The organism is Cellulosimicrobium cellulans, from assembly GCF_006539945.1.
In the GTDB taxonomy this organism is placed as follows: domain Bacteria; phylum Actinomycetota; class Actinomycetes; order Actinomycetales; family Cellulomonadaceae; genus Cellulosimicrobium; species Cellulosimicrobium cellulans.
The window spans coordinates 1-14,195 of record NZ_BJNZ01000011.1; the positions used below are offsets into that span (position 1 = coordinate 1).

The following is a 14,195-nucleotide window of genomic DNA, read 5'->3' on the forward strand; positions in this document are numbered from 1 at the left end:
AATCCGCACCGCCCGAGCCTTGACCTCGGGGTCATACTTCTTCGGCATCTCGCCATCCTTCATCACAAGGAAGCGGCAGAGAACCCGTGACGGTTCAGTGCGCGACGAGGAGCTCAAGGCCGTGATCTGGGCCGAGTGGTCCAAGCGCGGTGTCCTGGGCGCCCGCAAGCTCTGGCTGCGGCTGAGGCGGAACGGGCACGACGTGGCCAGGTGCACCGTCGAGCGGCTCATGCGCGAGCTCGGCATCGCCGGAGCCGTGCGCGGCCGGCGACCCGTGACCACGGTCGCGGATCCGCGGGCGTCCCGTCCCAAGGACCTGGTCGACAGGTACTTCGCCGCGTTCAAGCCCGACGAGCTGTGGGTCGCGGACTTCACCTACGTGCCGACGTGGTCGGGCATGCTCTACGTCGCGTTCGTGTTCGACGTCTTCTCCCGCCGCATCCTGGGGTGGCGGGCCGCGACGTCGATGCGCACCGACCTCGTCCTCGACTGCCTCGAGATGGGCATGTGGACCCGCCGCACCGAGGGCGTCACGGACCTGACCGGGCTGGTCCACCACACCGATGCCGGGTCCCAGTACACCTCGATCGCGTTCACCGACCGGCTCATCGAGCACGGCATCGACGCGTCGGTCGGGTCTGTCGGCGACGCCTACGACAACGCTTTGGCCGAGTCCCAGATCGGCCTCTACAAGACCGAGCTCATCCACCGTGAGGGGCCGTGGAAGGGCCGCGACCAGGTCGAGGCGGCAAGCCTTGAGTGGGTCCACTGGTTCAATACCGAACGGACCCACGGATCCATCGACGACCTCACGCCGATCGAGGCCGAGGCGTTCTACTACAGTCACCGACAGCGCCAAGCCGTCCCGGCCTGACGCAACCCACGAAGTCTCCGGACTCACCGGGGCGACTCAGTCACGACCACCTACACCCTCGACGCTGCGGGGCGTCGCCACACCGCCACCACCGTCAGTGGGACCACCACGACGAGCGTGGTGAGGCACTACACCGACGGAAGCGACAACCCCGGCTACGCCACCAAAACCACCGGCTCCGGGGACTCGATCACGACCTGGTACGGGGCGTCCATCGCCGGGGACCTCGGCCTCGAGATCACCGACACCGCAGCGACCCTGTCCCTGATCGACCCCATCGGCTCCATCGCCACCACCATCACCCTCCCGGCGATCGACCAGCCCCTCCAGCTCGGCGCCCTCGGCACCTGGGACGAGTACGGCAACCCCCTCACCACACCCACCCAGACCGGAGCCATCACCTACTCCTGGCTCGGCGGCAAGGAACGCGCCCAAGACACCACCGGCCTCACCCTCATGGGCGCCCGCCTCTACAACCCCACCACCGGCCTCTTCACCAGCGTCGACCCGGTCGACGGCGGCAACACGACTGCTTACACCTACCCACAAGACCCCATCAACAGCTACGACCTCGACGGTCGGATCAACTGGCGCAAGGTCGGCAGGTGGGCCTGGAAGCACCGGAGTGCCATTCTAGATGGCGCGTCCACGGCGGCAATGTTTGTCCCTGGCCTAAACGTGCTCGCGACCGGATATAAAGTATACAGAGCGGTAAACCTTGCGTACCGTGGATACAAGATGTACCGAGCTGTCAATAAGTCGGTGAGGTACACGCGCTCGGCGATCAAGGCGAACCGTTCTTATCAGTACAATCGATGGTCCGTGAGGACCATAGTCCGTCATGGAAAACGAGACTACGACTCACAAAACAGGAAGCTCACTACCTTCAGTCATCGAGGCACCCACAATGGAACGAGTGGCACTTTCCGGATCGTCGGCAACCACCGAACGGGTAAGATCTATCACTACGGCTTCCACAGGGACTAAATATCATGAACTACGCGGTTAGTGTGACGCTTGCCCAGCCTGCAACTGTGCTCCGTGTTGACGGTCTTGGTCAGGAGGGAATGCAACTCGTTCCAAGCGCTCCTGCCTCGGTTTATTTGTCCTTTGCTGACGGATTCAGTGTGGGCTTCGGCGAGGACGGCGCGCTGTGCGATATCGATTCGTACCTTGACCTGAGTCACGGATTGCTCGACACATTCACTGCTGTGACCAACCCGCGCATCCACGCTCTTCGTCTGCTCAGGCCTATCGATGCCGACGGCGACACGATCTCCGTTGGTGCGGCTTCGCCACGGATCGACCCTCGCGCCGGCATCTGGTGGTGCGCGCTTGGTGTCCCGCGGTCATCCGTCAGAGTGGGGAAGAACATCTATGCACTCTTCGGAACTGACCGGTCCAGTTTGAGCGGGATTGCAATCGCCGACCAGCCCGAGGCGTAGGAAGCCACGACGCTCTTGACCCTGGAACACTCAGCGCCTGGGCGAGTGCGGCAACCCCACAACCCACCCACCCAACGAGTTGAGGCGTTCGAGTGCCGGCGCGTCCGGATCATGAGCGTGTACGAGCAAGATCCCGACGGCGACTGGCAGCGCCACGCCGAGGCCGTAGGCCTGTGGGCGTACACCTCGGACGCCGCTCTCCGGTGGACCCAAGGTCTAATCGAGCGCCTCGAGGGCGGAGCGCACGCGATGGCGGGCGAGGGAGGCGCGCCGCCCTGCCTCGTGACCGAGCCAGGGCGAGCCGGCCGGGCGCACGCTCGTCGGGCGCGGTCGGCCTGCCCACGATGGCCAGCACGGCCCGTACATCGCGCTCATCGACGCCAGATGCGCCGCGACCCAAGGTCCACGCCCCGCCGATCGGGATCCTGCTGTGTACGGGCAAGGCCGGCCCGACGGTGCGCTACGCGCTGGCTGGCACCCGGGTACCCCATCGCCGTGGCGGACTACCAGGGCTTGCCCGAGGAGGCCCGCGGCGTGCTGCCAAGCGCGGCCGAGCTCGAGGCGGTCATCGAGGATGAGCTCGACCACCGGGGATGAGCGCCCGAAACCACTTCTGACCAGCACAAACGCTGCGCCGATAAGGCACCTTATGTCATAGTGAGCAGGGTGTATAGCACTAGTGCTCGCTGTTCTTCTCCTCGTTTAGCTTCTACCGGCCATAGAAGTCCTCGTGCTCTTTGCTCGTCTCAACCCCGTGAGGAGAACAGGGCTCGCCGTGCACGACGACGAGGAGAGCCGGCAAATGGGCGGGAGCCGACAACGGTCGGCCCCCGCCCGGGCGGCTACCCCCGCCCGAGGCGGTCCCGCAGCTGCGCGAGCTGTGCCCAGAGCTCGTCGGGCACGCGGTTGCCGAAGGTGTCGAAGAACTCGGCGGTCAGCTCGGCCTCGGTGAGCCACTGCTCGGGCGAGACGTCGAGCAAGGCGTCGAGGTCGCCGTCGCCCATGTGGAGGCCGCCGAGCTCGAGGGCACCGGGGGCGGGGAGCAGGCCGACGGGGCTCTTGACCGCGCCGCAGTCGGTGCGCACGCCGCGCGAGCGGTCGACCTGCGCCGCGATCCACGCGAGCACGCGCGAGTTCTCGCCGAACCCGGGCCACAGGAAGCGCCCGTCGGCGTCCTTGCGGAACCAGTTGACTTGGAAGATCTTCGGTCGCTTGTCGGGATCGAGCGAGGCCCCGACGCGCAGCCAGTGCGCCCAGTGGTCGGCCATGTTGTAGCCGCAGAAGGGCAGCATCGCGAACGGGTCGCGGCGCAGCGCGCCGACGGTGCCCTCGGCGGCGGCGGTCTGCTCGGAGGAGATGGTGGCGCCCATGAAGACGCCGTGCTCCCAGCCGTACGCCTGCGCGACGAGCGGGACGTTGGTCGCGCGGCGTCCGCCGAAGACGATCGCGTCGACCGGCACGCCGTCGGGGTCCTGCCACGAGTCGGCGATCGTCGGGCACTGCCTGGCGGACACGGTGAACCGAGAGTTCGGGTGCGCGGCGGGACGGCCGGAGTCGGGCGTCCAGTCCTGGCCGGTCCAGTCGATCAGGTGCGCGGGCGGCTCGGGCGTCAGGCCCTCCCACCACACGTCGCCGTCGTCGGTGAGCGCGACGTTCGTGAAGATCGTGTCGCGCGCGAACGTCTCGACCGCGGCGGGGTTGGTGTCGACGCCGGTCCCCGGTGCGACGCCGAAGAACCCGGCCTCGGGGTTGATCGCGCGCAGGCGGCCGTCGGGGCCCGGGCGCAGCCAGGCGATGTCGTCGCCGATCGTCTCGACCCTCCAGCCCGGGATCGTCGGACGCAGCATCGCGAGGTTCGTCTTGCCGCACGCGGACGGGAACGCGGCGGCGAGGTGGTAGGCGCGGCCCTCGGGCGACGTCGCGCGGATGAGCAGCATGTGCTCGGCGAGCCAGCCCTCGTCGCGCGCCATGGCCGACGCGATGCGCAGCGCGAAGCACTTCTTGCCGAGCAGCGCGTTGCCGCCGTACCCGGAGCCGTACGACCAGATCTCGCGCGTCTCGGGGAACTGGACGATGTACTTGGTGTCGTTGCACGGCCACGGCACGTCGTCGGCGACCGCCCCGGTGTCGTCGACGAGCGGGGCGCCGACCGAGTGGACGGCCGGGACGAACGGGGCGCCGGCGTCGATGAGGTCCATGACCTCCTGGCCGACGCGCGTCATGATCCCCATGCTCACCACGACGTACGGCGAGTCGGTGACCTCGATGCCGACCTGCGAGATGGGCCCGCCCACCGGGCCCATCGAGAACGGGACGACGTACATGGTCCGGCCGCGCATGGAGCCCTCGAAGACGTCGCGCAGCTCGGCGCGCATGGCCTCGGGCTCGCGCCAGTTGTTCGTCGGGCCGGCGTCGACCTCGGCGCGCGAGCAGATGAACGTGCGCGACTCGACGCGCGCGACGTCGCTCGGGTCGGAGCGCGCGAGGTAGCTGCCCGGGCGCAGCTCGGGGTCGAGGGGGAGCAGGGTCCCGGAGTCGACGAGGAGGTCGGTCAGCCGCTGCTTCTCCGCCGCGGAGCCGTCGCACCACACGATCGCGTCCGGCTCGGTGAGGTTCGCGATCTCCCGGACCCAGGCGCGGGCATCGCGAGGGCGCGGGTCGCCGCTCCCGAACGTGGAGGCCGATCCGGACGTCGCGCGCAGCCCGACGAGGTCGGTCTCGACGTCGTCGAGCAGGGCGGCGGACCGCGTGCGGCGCGGGTTGACGGTACGGGCGGCTGTGCTCATCGGGGCGCTCCCAGGGTCGGCGGTGGCCTGTGCTCGCTTCCACCCTCACGCCCCGGTGGCCGAGATTTCTCATCAGAACGCTGTGAAGATTCGTGGATCTTGACATATCGTCAAGCCATGGCCACATCACCGCCGACGGAAACCCCGGGCGGACCGCTCGGCGGTCGGACCGGGGATGGGGCGCCTCCCGGCCCCCAGGCGGACCTCATCACGCTCGGCCGCCGTCTGCGCCACTTCCGCACGACGCGCGGCCTCACGCTCGACGCGCTCGGCGAGGCGGTCGGCACCGCCCCGAGCCTGCTGTCGATGATCGAGAACGGGCGCCGCGAACCACGGCTGTCGCTCCTCCAGCACCTCGCCCAGGCGCTCGGCGTGCCGCTGACGGACCTGCTCACCGACGAGCCGCCGTCGCGCCGGGCGGCGCTGGAGATCGCGCTGGACCGCGCGCAGCGCGGACCGCTCTTCGCGGGGCTCGGCCTGCCCGCCGTGAAGGCGAGCCAGAAGCTCCCGCTGCCGGTCCTGGAGAACCTCGTCGGCCTGCACGCCGAGCTTCAGCGCCGCGCGACCGAGGCCGTCGCGACGCCCGAGGAGGCGCGCCGCGCGAACACGGAGCTGCGCCTCGAACGCCAGGCCCGGGACAACTACTACCCGGAGATCGAGGAGCTCGCGGAGGACATGGCGCGCAAGGCCGGGTACACGGTCGGCGCGCTGACGCACCGGACCGTCGCGCGCATGGCCGAGCAGCTCGGCTTCACCATCTGGCACGTCGACGACCTGCCGCACTCGACCCGTACCGTCACCGACCTGGAGAACGGGCGCATCTACCTGCCGCCCGCATCCATCCCCGGCGGGCACGGGCTGCGCTCGCTCGCGCTCCAGGCGATCGCGCACCGCGTCCTCGGGCACGAGCGGCCGCGCTCGTACGCGGAGTTCCTGCGCCAGCGCGTGGAGATCACCTACTTCGCGGCGTGCTGCCTCATCCCGCAGTCCGCGGCCGTCGAGTTCCTCGAGCGGCGCAAGCGCGAGAAGGACCTCGCGGTCGAGGACCTCCGGGACGCGTTCGGCGTGACGCACGAGGCTGCGGCGCAGCGCTTCACCAACCTCGCGACCGTGCACCTCGGCATCCCGCTGCACTTCCTGCGGGTCGGCGACGACGGCGCCCTGTTCCGCGGCTACGAGAACGACGGGCTGCCCCTGCCCGCCGACGTCACGGGCGCGATCGAGGGCCAGATGGTCTGCCGCAAGTGGGCGGTCCGGGAGGCGTTCACGCGCCGCGACCGCGCGCAGGAGTCGTACCAGTACACCGACACCCCCGCCGGGACGTTCTGGTGCTCGACCCAGACCGGCACGACGGCGACCGGCCAGTTCTCGATCGCTGTCGGCGTGCCGTTCGCGTCGGCCAAGTGGTTCCGCGGCCGCGACACGACCGTGCGGCGCCAGTCGTCGTGCCCGGACGAGTCGTGCTGCCGCCGCCCCGCGGCCGACGCGGCGGCACGCTGGGAGGACGCGTCCTGGCCGAGCGCGCGCATGCACCAGCACGTGCTCTCCGCGCTCCCGTCCGGCGCGTTCCCGGGCGTCGACGCCACGGAGGTCTACGCGTTCCTCGCCAAGCACGCCCCGCCGAAGCTCTGACTCTCACCTGCTGTGGGCGTGAGATGGGCTCGGTTGAAGCGCTACAGCCGAGCCGATATCACGCCCACAGCAGGTGGGAGGTCACGCGGGGAGTGGGCCGCCGCGGGCGGCGAGGCGGTCGCGCAGCCGGGCGAGGACGTCTCCCGTGCGCAGGCCGTCGTGCTCGTACTCGTTGGTCACCCACGTGCGCACGTTGCCCACGTGTGCGGCGGTGTCGAGCGACAGGCCCGCGTCGACGAACATGTCGTCGAAGTACACCGCGGCCTCGACCGGCACCTCGTTGCGAGCGAGCACGTCGAGGTCGTACAGGTCGGGCCAGTCGTCGCGCGCGGCGAGCGCCTCCGCCGCCGCGCGGAAGGGGCGCAGCGCAGCGACCTCGTCGAACATCCAGGGGTAGATCATCTCGCCCGTGAGCAGCAGCGGCCGGGCCGTGGGGTCGAACGCGGGGTCCTCGGCGCGCACGGCCTCGGCCGCCCACGCCGTCGGGCCCGTGCCGGACTGCGCGTAGATCGACTCGTGCAGCACGGCGTAGAGCGGGTTGGTGCGGAACGACGTCGCCGCGGCGACGTCCGCGAGGAACGTGTCGGTGAGCTCGTCGGGCGCGTCGGCGTCGAACGCCTCGTCGACGACCCAGTGGATGCGCTCCGGGCCGGGCTGCATGCCCAGGTCCATGCCGAGCGACTGGAGCCGGCGGACGGTGAGCGCGTCGCCGTCGGGCAGCCGCACGTCGCCGGCGGCGAGGCGGTCCGCGACGCGTCCGAGCCGGGCCGTGTCGTCGGGGTAGCGCTCGCGGTAGGCCATGTTCTTCGCGACGACGCGCGGCTGGGTGCGGCGGTAGACCTCGCGCGCGTCCGCCGTCAGGCCCGGCAGGCCACCCGTCACGTAGCACGCGTCGAGGGCCTCGGGCGCTCGGGACAGGTAGGTCATGGTGAGGAACCCGCCGTACGACTGCCCGAGCGACGTCCAGCGCCGGCCGCCGTAGACCGTGCGCCGCACGTGCTCCGCGTCCGCGACGATCGCGTCGGCGCGGAAGCGCGCCAGGTGGTCGGCCTGGGCGGCGCCCGAACCGCGGGCCGCGAGCGCCGCGCCCCGTACCGCGGACGAGCGACCGGTGCCGCGCTGGTCGAGCAGCACGACGCGGTGGGTCTCGAGCGCCGTGCCGACCCAGCCGTCGGGACCGGTGGGGCGCGGCCCCTGGCCGCCCGGGCCACCCTGGAGGAAGACGAGCAGCGGCAGGTCGTCCCGACGCCGCAGGGGGTCGACGAGCTCGCGCACGAACAGCGTCAGGCCGCGGGGATCGCCGTCGTCGCCCCAGTCGAGCGGCACCGCGAGCTCGCGGTCGGTGACGTGGATGCCGGGGACGGTGTAGCTGGTCTCGCGCAGGACGCTCACACGCACCACCCTAGCCAGCGGCGTCGCGCACGGAGACGACGACCTTGCCGAGGGCGCGCCCCTCACCGTGCAGCGTGAGCGCGGCGGGCACGTCCGCGAAGGAGAACGTGCGGTCGACGTGGATCTCGACGACGCCGGCGGCGCACAGGTCGGCGAGCGGCGCGAAACGACGCGGACCCTGCCGCACGAAGAGGACGCCGAGCCGGGCACCGGTCAGCGCTCCCAGGACGGAGCCGACGGTGAGCATGCGGAGCAGCGTGCGCAGCGTGCCCCCGACCATCAGGCACCGGCCGCGGCGGGCGAGCGCGCGCCGGTAGGCGAACACCGAGCGGTGCGCGACGAGGTCGACCACCAGGTCGTACGGGCCGGTCCGCGTGAAGTCGGTCCGTCGGTAGTCGATCACCTCGTGGGCGCCCAGCCGCCTGAGGAAGTCGAGCTTGCCCGCGTTGTCCACGGCGGTGACGTGCAGGCCCCGCGCGACCGCGAGCTGGACCATGAGGCTCCCCGAACCCCCGCCCGCGCCGTTGACCAGCACGCGGGCCCCCGGCGCGGCCGACGCGAGGGCCTGGAGCGCGATGGCGCCCGCCTGCGGGATCGTGGACGCCTGGGCGAAGGTCAGCCCTGGCGGCTTGTGCGCCACCGCCTTCTGCGGCATCACCACGTACTCCGCGAACCCGCCGCGGCGCGGGAGGTTGTCGCCGTAGACCTCGTCACCCGGACGGAAGCGGGTGACGTCGTCGCCGACCGCGACGACGCGACCGGCGACGTCGGACCCGAGGACCTGGGTGCGCGGCGCGCGGAGCCCGTCGAGGCGCGCGTAGCCGGGGCTGCCCCGGAGCGCCTCCCAGTCCGACAGGTTCACGGACGTCGCGACGACCTCGACGAGCACCTCGCCCCGCGCCGGCGCAGGGGTCGGCACGTCACGGAGCCGCAGCTCGTCGACCCCGCCGTACCGCTCGTAGACCCACGTGCGCACCCGACCACCGTAGGGACCCCCGCGGGCGGGAGCGAGCCCGGGCCGACGGCGGAGGCGTCAGAGCTCGACGGTCTCGTTCTCCCCGCCCTCGTACGGGCGCCCGGTGACCTTCGCCTTGACGAGGCTGAAGAGCGTCGCGACGCGACCGCCCGGGGAGTCCCAGTACTCCGCCGACTCGGCGTGCAGACGGATGAGCACGACCCCCGGGGTGTCGGGGCCGTCGGGGAACCACGCGTCGGCGACGGCGTTCCACAGCTCGCGGATCTTGTCCGGGTCGTGCACGAGCGTCGCGCGCCCGGAGAGAGACACCCAGGAGCTCGTCCCGGAGAACGCGGCGTTGGCGGCGGAGTCGCGGGCGATCTCCGCGACCTTGTGCGAGTCCGCCGCGGCGAAGAACCACAGGTCGCCGTCGAAGTCGACGGCCTGCACGCCCATGGGTCGGCTGACGAGGCTCCCGTCCTGCGCGACCGTCGTGAGCATGGCGATCTTCTCGTCCCGGATCAGCTCGCGGACCTTCTCGACCTCGTCGGACCCGGCGTGCGGCAGGTCGTGGTGCGTGTCGGTCATGACGTCTCCCGTCGTGGTGGTCCGCCGTGTCGCGGCCCCTCCCGACGCTAGGCGGGTGCCCCGGGGCTCGCCCGCCGGGCCGGGGACGACGAAGGGGCGGAGCGCACCCGGCGCCCCGCCCCTCGCACGTGCCGCGTCCCGTGCGGGACGCGACGTCGGGACTACTGCTCGACGTCCTCGTCCACCCACTCGAACGTCTTCGTCACGGCCTTCTTCCAGTTCCGGTAGAGGCGCTCGCGCTCGGAGTCGTCCATCGACGGGCTCCACCGCTTGTCCTCGGCCCAGTTGTCGATGACGTCCTGCTCGCCCTTCCAGAACCCGACGGCGATGCCCGCGGCGTACGCGGCGCCGAGCGCCGTGGTCTCGGCGACCTTGGGGCGCACGACGTCCACGCCGAGCTGGTCGGCCTGGAACTGCATGAGCAGCTCGTTGGCGACCATGCCGCCGTCGACGCGCAGCTCGGTGAGGTCGACGCCGGAGTCGGCGTTCATCGCGTCCAGCACCTCGCGTGTCTGGTACGCGGTCGCCTCGAGCGCGGCGCGCGCGATGTGGTTGCGGTTGACGTACCGCGTGAGGCCGACGAGCGCGCCGCGCGCGTCGGAGCGCCAGTACGGGGCGAAGAGGCCGGAGAACGCGGGCACGAAGTACGCGCCGCCGTTGTCCTCGACCTTGCCGGCGAGCCACTCGACGTCAGGTGCGTCCTCGAACATGCCGAGGTTGTCGCGGAGCCACTGGATGAGCGAGCCCGTGACGGCGATCGAGCCCTCGAGCGCGTAGCGGACGGGCTGGTCGCCGATCTTGTAGCAGACGGTCGTGAGCAGACCGTTCTGGCTCATGACCTTCTCGGTGCCCGTGTTGAGCAGCATGAAGTTGCCCGTGCCGTACGTGTTCTTGGCCTGCCCGACCTCGAAGCACGCCTGGCCGAACGTCGCCGCCTGCTGGTCGCCGAGGATGCCCGCGATCGGCACGCCCGGCAGCAGGCCCTGCTGGCGACCGTGCCCGTAGACCTCGGAGGAGGACTTGATCTCGGGGAGCATGGACAGCGGGATGCCCATGTCCGCGGCGATGTCCTCGCGCCAGGAGAGCGTGTCGAGGTCCATGAGCATGGTGCGTGACGCGTTCGTCACGTCGGTGACGTGCACGCCGCCGTTGACTCCGCCGGTGAGGTTCCAGAGCGTCCACGTGTCGGTGTTGCCGAACAGCAGGTCGCCCGCCTCGGCCTTCTCGCGAGCGCCCTCGACGTTGTCGAGGATCCACTTGACCTTGGGGCCGGAGAAGTAGGTCGCGAGCGGGAGGCCGACGATCGACTTGTACTTCTCGGGGCCGTCGGAGCCGCCCAGCTCGTCGACGATCTTCTGCGTGCGGGTGTCCTGCCAGACGATCGCGTTGTAGACCGGCTTGCCCGTCGTCCTGTCCCACACGACGGCGGTCTCGCGCTGGTTGGTGATGCCGACCGCCGCGATGTCGTTGTGCGTGATGTTGGCGCGGGTGAGCGCGAGGCCCACGGCCTCGCGGACGTTGTTCCAGATCTGCTCCGGGTTGTGCTCCACCCACCCCGCGCGCGGGAAGATCTGGTCGTGCTCGAGCTGCCCGGTGGAGACGATCTCCCCGGAGTGGTTGAAGACGATGGCCCGGGAGCTCGTGGTCCCCTGGTCGATGGCGAGAACGTAGTCGGCCATGGTGCGTTCAGTCCTTCACGTCGGTGTGGGTTCGAGTTGCGTGGTGGGTGTCCCGGCGCCCGACGGCGCGGGGTCGCGTGACCGGGGAGGCCCCCGTTCCCCGGTCACGCGGGGGAGAGGTCCGGGTCGTCGAGGGTCGGTCAGACCCAGGCCGCCCCGACGAGGCCGGCGAGGACGCCGCCGACCAGCGGACCGGCGACGGGGACCCAGGAGTAGGCCCAGTCGCTCGAGCCCTTGCCCTTGATCGGCAGCAGCGCGTGGGCGATGCGCGGACCGAGGTCACGGGCGGGGTTGATGGCGTACCCGGTGGGACCACCGAGGCTGGCGCCGATGCCGACCACGATGAGCGCGACGGCGAGCGGCCCGAGGCCGGACGGCGTCTTGCCCGACGCCACGACGAAGAACACGAGCACGAAGGTCGCGATGACCTCGGTGACGAAGTTCCACGCGTAGGAGCGGATCTCGGGGCCGGTGGAGAACACCGCGAGCTTGGTCGCGCCGGGCGCGTCCTCGTCGAAGTGCTTCTTGTACGCGAGGAACGCGAAGACGGCGCCGACGAAGGCCCCGATCATCTGCGCGCCGAAGTACATGAACATGTTGCCCACGGTGGGCTCGATCGTCGCCGTCACGAGTCCTTCCGGACCGGTGACGGAGTAGAACGGCTCTTGAGCCGTGAAGAGGCCGATCGTCACGGCGGGGTTGAGGTGCGCGCCCGACTTGAAGGCGACGTACACGCCGGCGAAGACCGCGAGGCCCCATCCGAAGTTGATGAGGAGCCAGCCGCCGTTGAAGCCCTTGGTCTTCGGCAGGATGACGTTCGCGACGACGCCCGCACCGAGGAGGATCAGGGTCGCCGTGCCGAGGATCTCGGACCAGAAGGCGTTCATGAGGAGTTGATCCATCGTGCTCTCTCTTTCGTGGTGGACTTCTCTGTCTCAACCGTCCCGGCGCGCCAGAGCGCCGGGTCCTCGGGTCGGTCCGCCGTCGGCGTGCGCCCCGTGAGGTCGGTGTGCGAGGGCTGGCCGGGCGCCGTCCCCTGCCGGACGGCGCCCGAGGCTCGCTCGCGAGCGGTGTTCTGCTGTCAGGTGGTGCGGAGCGGCTGCAGGGGCGACACGTCGTCGACCTCCAGCCGGGTGCGCTCGGCGGAGGCGTCGTCGGGCTCCTGCTCGGCGGCGGCCTCCGCGTTCGCGCGGTCGGTGTAGCTGGTGATCTCGGCGGCGCGGGTCGCGTCGTCCCACCCGAGGAGGTCGGCGACGAGGTCGGCGATCTCGGGAAGCGCGGCGAGGCCGCGGTCGGCGACCTCGTAGTTGAGCCGGGTGCGGTGCAGCAGCAGGTCCTCGAGGTGCAGGGCGCCCTCGTGCGAGACGCCGTACGCGATCTCGGCCCGCAGGTACGCGGGCGCGTGCTCCAGCGGCTTCGCGAGGTCCGGGCGGGCCTCGCACAGCTCCACGATCTCGCGGAGGTTGGACCCGTACCGGTGCAGCAGGTGGTCGACGAGGGCGGGCGTCCAGCCGTAGCGCGAGGCCCACGGTCGCGCCTGGCGCCGGACGGCGTCGAGACCGACGGCGCCCAGGAGCGGGATCTTCTGCGTGATCGACGGCAGGGCGCTCGCGCGCTGGCCGATCGCGAAGTCGACGGCGTCCTTGGCCATCACGCGGTAGGTCGTGAGCTTGCCTCCGGCGATGACCGTCAGGCCCGGGGTGGGGGAGGCGACGGTGTGCTCCCGGGAGACCTTCGCGGAGCTCGTGCCCTCCTTGGTGCCCGGCTGGAGGAGCGGTCGCAGGCCCGCCCACGTGCCGATGATGTCGTCGCGCGTGAGCGGGTGCGCGAGCACCGCGTTCGCGTGCTCGAGCACGTAGTCGATGTCGGCCGCGGTCGCGACAGGGTGCTGGAGCTCCTGCTCCCACGGGGTGTCCGTGGTGCCGATCACCCAGTAGCGCGACCACGGGATGACGAAGAGCACCGACTTCTCGGTCTGGAGGATCAGACCGACCTTGCCCTTGATGCGCTCCCGCGGGACGACGATGTGGATCCCCTTGGACGCGAGCACCCGGAGCCCGCCGTCGCTGCCCGCGAGCGCCTCGGTGTCCTCGGTCCACACGCCCGTCGCGTTGATGACGGCGCGCGCCCGCACGGTGATCTCGCGCCCGGTCTCGAGGTCCATGAGGACGGCACCGTTCACCGCGCCCGTCGACCCCTTGGTGAGCGAGACGACCTGCGTGCGCGACGCGGCGTGCGCTCCGTAGGACGCGGCGGTCCGGACGAGCGTGGTGACCAGACGGGCGTCGTCGACGGACGCGTCCCAGTACTGGACCGCGCCGACCGCGGCGTCGTGCGCGAGGTCGGGGAACTTCTTCTCCATGCCGCTGCGGGACAGGTGCCGGTGCAGCGGCATCGCCCGCCTGCCCGGAGCGACGCTCGCGAGCGTGTCGTAGAGCGCGATGCCCGCGCCGACGTAGGCACGCTCCCACACGCGGTGCTCCAGCGGGTAGAGGAAGGGGACGGGCCGCACGAGGTGCGGCGCGATCTCCTTGAGCAGGAGGTCGCGCTCGGTGAGCGCCTCCTTGACGAGGTGGAAGTCGAGCATCTGCAGGTAGCGCAGCCCGCCGTGGACGAGCTTGCTCGACCGGCTCGACGTCCCGGCCGACCAGTCCTGGGCCTCGACGATCGCCGTCGACAGCCCGCGCGTCACGGCGTCGAGCGCGATCCCCGCGCCGGTGACGCCGCCGCCGATCACGAGGACGTCGAGCTCCGCGTCGGCGCTCGTGCTGGCCTCGAGCGCGGCGAGCGCCTGTCGGCGCGACTCCGCCGTGAGTCTCGTGGATGCCATCCGTCTCCCTCTCT

The 14,195-nt window shown here is 70.9% G+C and carries 11 protein-coding genes; 4 read left to right on the top strand and 7 right to left on the bottom strand.

From position 1 onward, the window contains the following. The first annotated feature begins 19 nt into the window (after positions 1 to 19). From CCE02nite_RS10115 to CCE02nite_RS10125, 3 genes are all read left to right on the top strand, one after another. On the top strand, positions 20 to 874 hold the full coding sequence (locus CCE02nite_RS10115; protein WP_170227282.1) for an IS3 family transposase: 855 nt from the start codon (positions 20 to 22) through the stop codon (positions 872 to 874). Between the two features lie 120 nt (positions 875 to 994). Continuing rightward, positions 995 to 1,861: an RHS repeat-associated core domain-containing protein gene (locus CCE02nite_RS10120; RefSeq protein ID WP_218027086.1), complete on the top strand. Its 867-nt coding sequence runs from the start codon at positions 995 to 997 to the stop codon at positions 1,859 to 1,861. A 5-nt stretch (positions 1,862 to 1,866) separates the two neighbouring features. Next, on the top strand, positions 1,867 to 2,319 hold the full coding sequence (locus CCE02nite_RS10125; protein WP_170227283.1) for a hypothetical protein: 453 nt from the start codon (positions 1,867 to 1,869) through the stop codon (positions 2,317 to 2,319). Positions 2,320 to 3,161: 842 nt separating this feature from the next. Here CCE02nite_RS10125 and CCE02nite_RS10130 read toward each other — a convergent pair. Next, a complete protein-coding gene (locus CCE02nite_RS10130; RefSeq protein ID WP_141389530.1) occupies positions 3,162 to 5,105 on the bottom strand; it encodes a phosphoenolpyruvate carboxykinase (GTP) in 1,944 nt (647 codons plus the stop codon). A gap of 117 nt (positions 5,106 to 5,222) precedes the next feature. Between CCE02nite_RS10130 and CCE02nite_RS10135 the strand changes: the two genes are divergently transcribed. Continuing rightward, entirely contained in the window at positions 5,223 to 6,737 is a 1,515-nt protein-coding gene (locus tag CCE02nite_RS10135; RefSeq protein ID WP_141389531.1) for an XRE family transcriptional regulator, read from the top strand. An 81-nt stretch (positions 6,738 to 6,818) separates the two neighbouring features. Here the strand turns inward: CCE02nite_RS10135 and CCE02nite_RS10140 are convergent, their stop codons facing one another. The 6 genes from CCE02nite_RS10140 to CCE02nite_RS10165 form a co-directional block, all read right to left on the bottom strand. Continuing rightward, positions 6,819 to 8,120: an alpha/beta fold hydrolase gene (locus CCE02nite_RS10140; RefSeq protein WP_141389611.1), complete on the bottom strand. Its 1,302-nt coding sequence runs from the start codon at positions 8,118 to 8,120 to the stop codon at positions 6,819 to 6,821. Between the two features lie 19 nt (positions 8,121 to 8,139). Then, a complete protein-coding gene (locus tag CCE02nite_RS10145) occupies positions 8,140 to 9,105 on the bottom strand; it encodes an NAD(P)-dependent alcohol dehydrogenase (protein WP_141389532.1) in 966 nt (321 codons plus the stop codon). A 57-nt stretch (positions 9,106 to 9,162) separates the two neighbouring features. After that, positions 9,163 to 9,672, bottom strand: coding sequence for a pyridoxamine 5'-phosphate oxidase family protein (locus CCE02nite_RS10150; protein WP_141389533.1), 510 nt, complete (start codon positions 9,670 to 9,672; stop codon positions 9,163 to 9,165). Positions 9,673 to 9,833: 161 nt separating this feature from the next. Next, positions 9,834 to 11,351, bottom strand: coding sequence for a glycerol kinase GlpK (glpK, locus tag CCE02nite_RS10155; protein WP_141389534.1), 1,518 nt, complete (start codon positions 11,349 to 11,351; stop codon positions 9,834 to 9,836). Between the two features lie 140 nt (positions 11,352 to 11,491). Continuing rightward, a complete protein-coding gene (locus tag CCE02nite_RS10160; RefSeq protein ID WP_141389535.1) occupies positions 11,492 to 12,253 on the bottom strand; it encodes an MIP/aquaporin family protein in 762 nt (253 codons plus the stop codon). 179 nt (positions 12,254 to 12,432) lie between these two features. Beyond that, positions 12,433 to 14,181, bottom strand: coding sequence for a glycerol-3-phosphate dehydrogenase/oxidase (locus CCE02nite_RS10165; RefSeq protein ID WP_141389536.1), 1,749 nt, complete (start codon positions 14,179 to 14,181; stop codon positions 12,433 to 12,435). Positions 14,182 to 14,195 lie beyond the last annotated feature (14 nt).

Excerpts from the sequence above, each read along its gene's own strand:
- CCE02nite_RS10165 (WP_141389536.1), bottom strand. The coding sequence starts at position 14,181 with ATGGCATCCACGAGACTCACGGCGGAGTCGCGCCGACAGGCGCTCGCC.
- glpK (WP_141389534.1), bottom strand. The coding sequence starts at position 11,351 with ATGGCCGACTACGTTCTCGCCATCGACCAGGGGACCACGAGCTCCCGG.
- CCE02nite_RS10160 (WP_141389535.1), bottom strand. The coding sequence starts at position 12,253 with ATGGATCAACTCCTCATGAACGCCTTCTGGTCCGAGATCCTCGGCACG.
- CCE02nite_RS10125 (WP_170227283.1), top strand. The coding sequence starts at position 1,867 with ATGAACTACGCGGTTAGTGTGACGCTTGCCCAGCCTGCAACTGTGCTC.
- CCE02nite_RS10150 (WP_141389533.1), bottom strand. The coding sequence starts at position 9,672 with ATGACCGACACGCACCACGACCTGCCGCACGCCGGGTCCGACGAGGTC.
- CCE02nite_RS10130 (WP_141389530.1), bottom strand. The coding sequence starts at position 5,105 with ATGAGCACAGCCGCCCGTACCGTCAACCCGCGCCGCACGCGGTCCGCC.
- CCE02nite_RS10135 (WP_141389531.1), top strand. The coding sequence starts at position 5,223 with ATGGCCACATCACCGCCGACGGAAACCCCGGGCGGACCGCTCGGCGGT.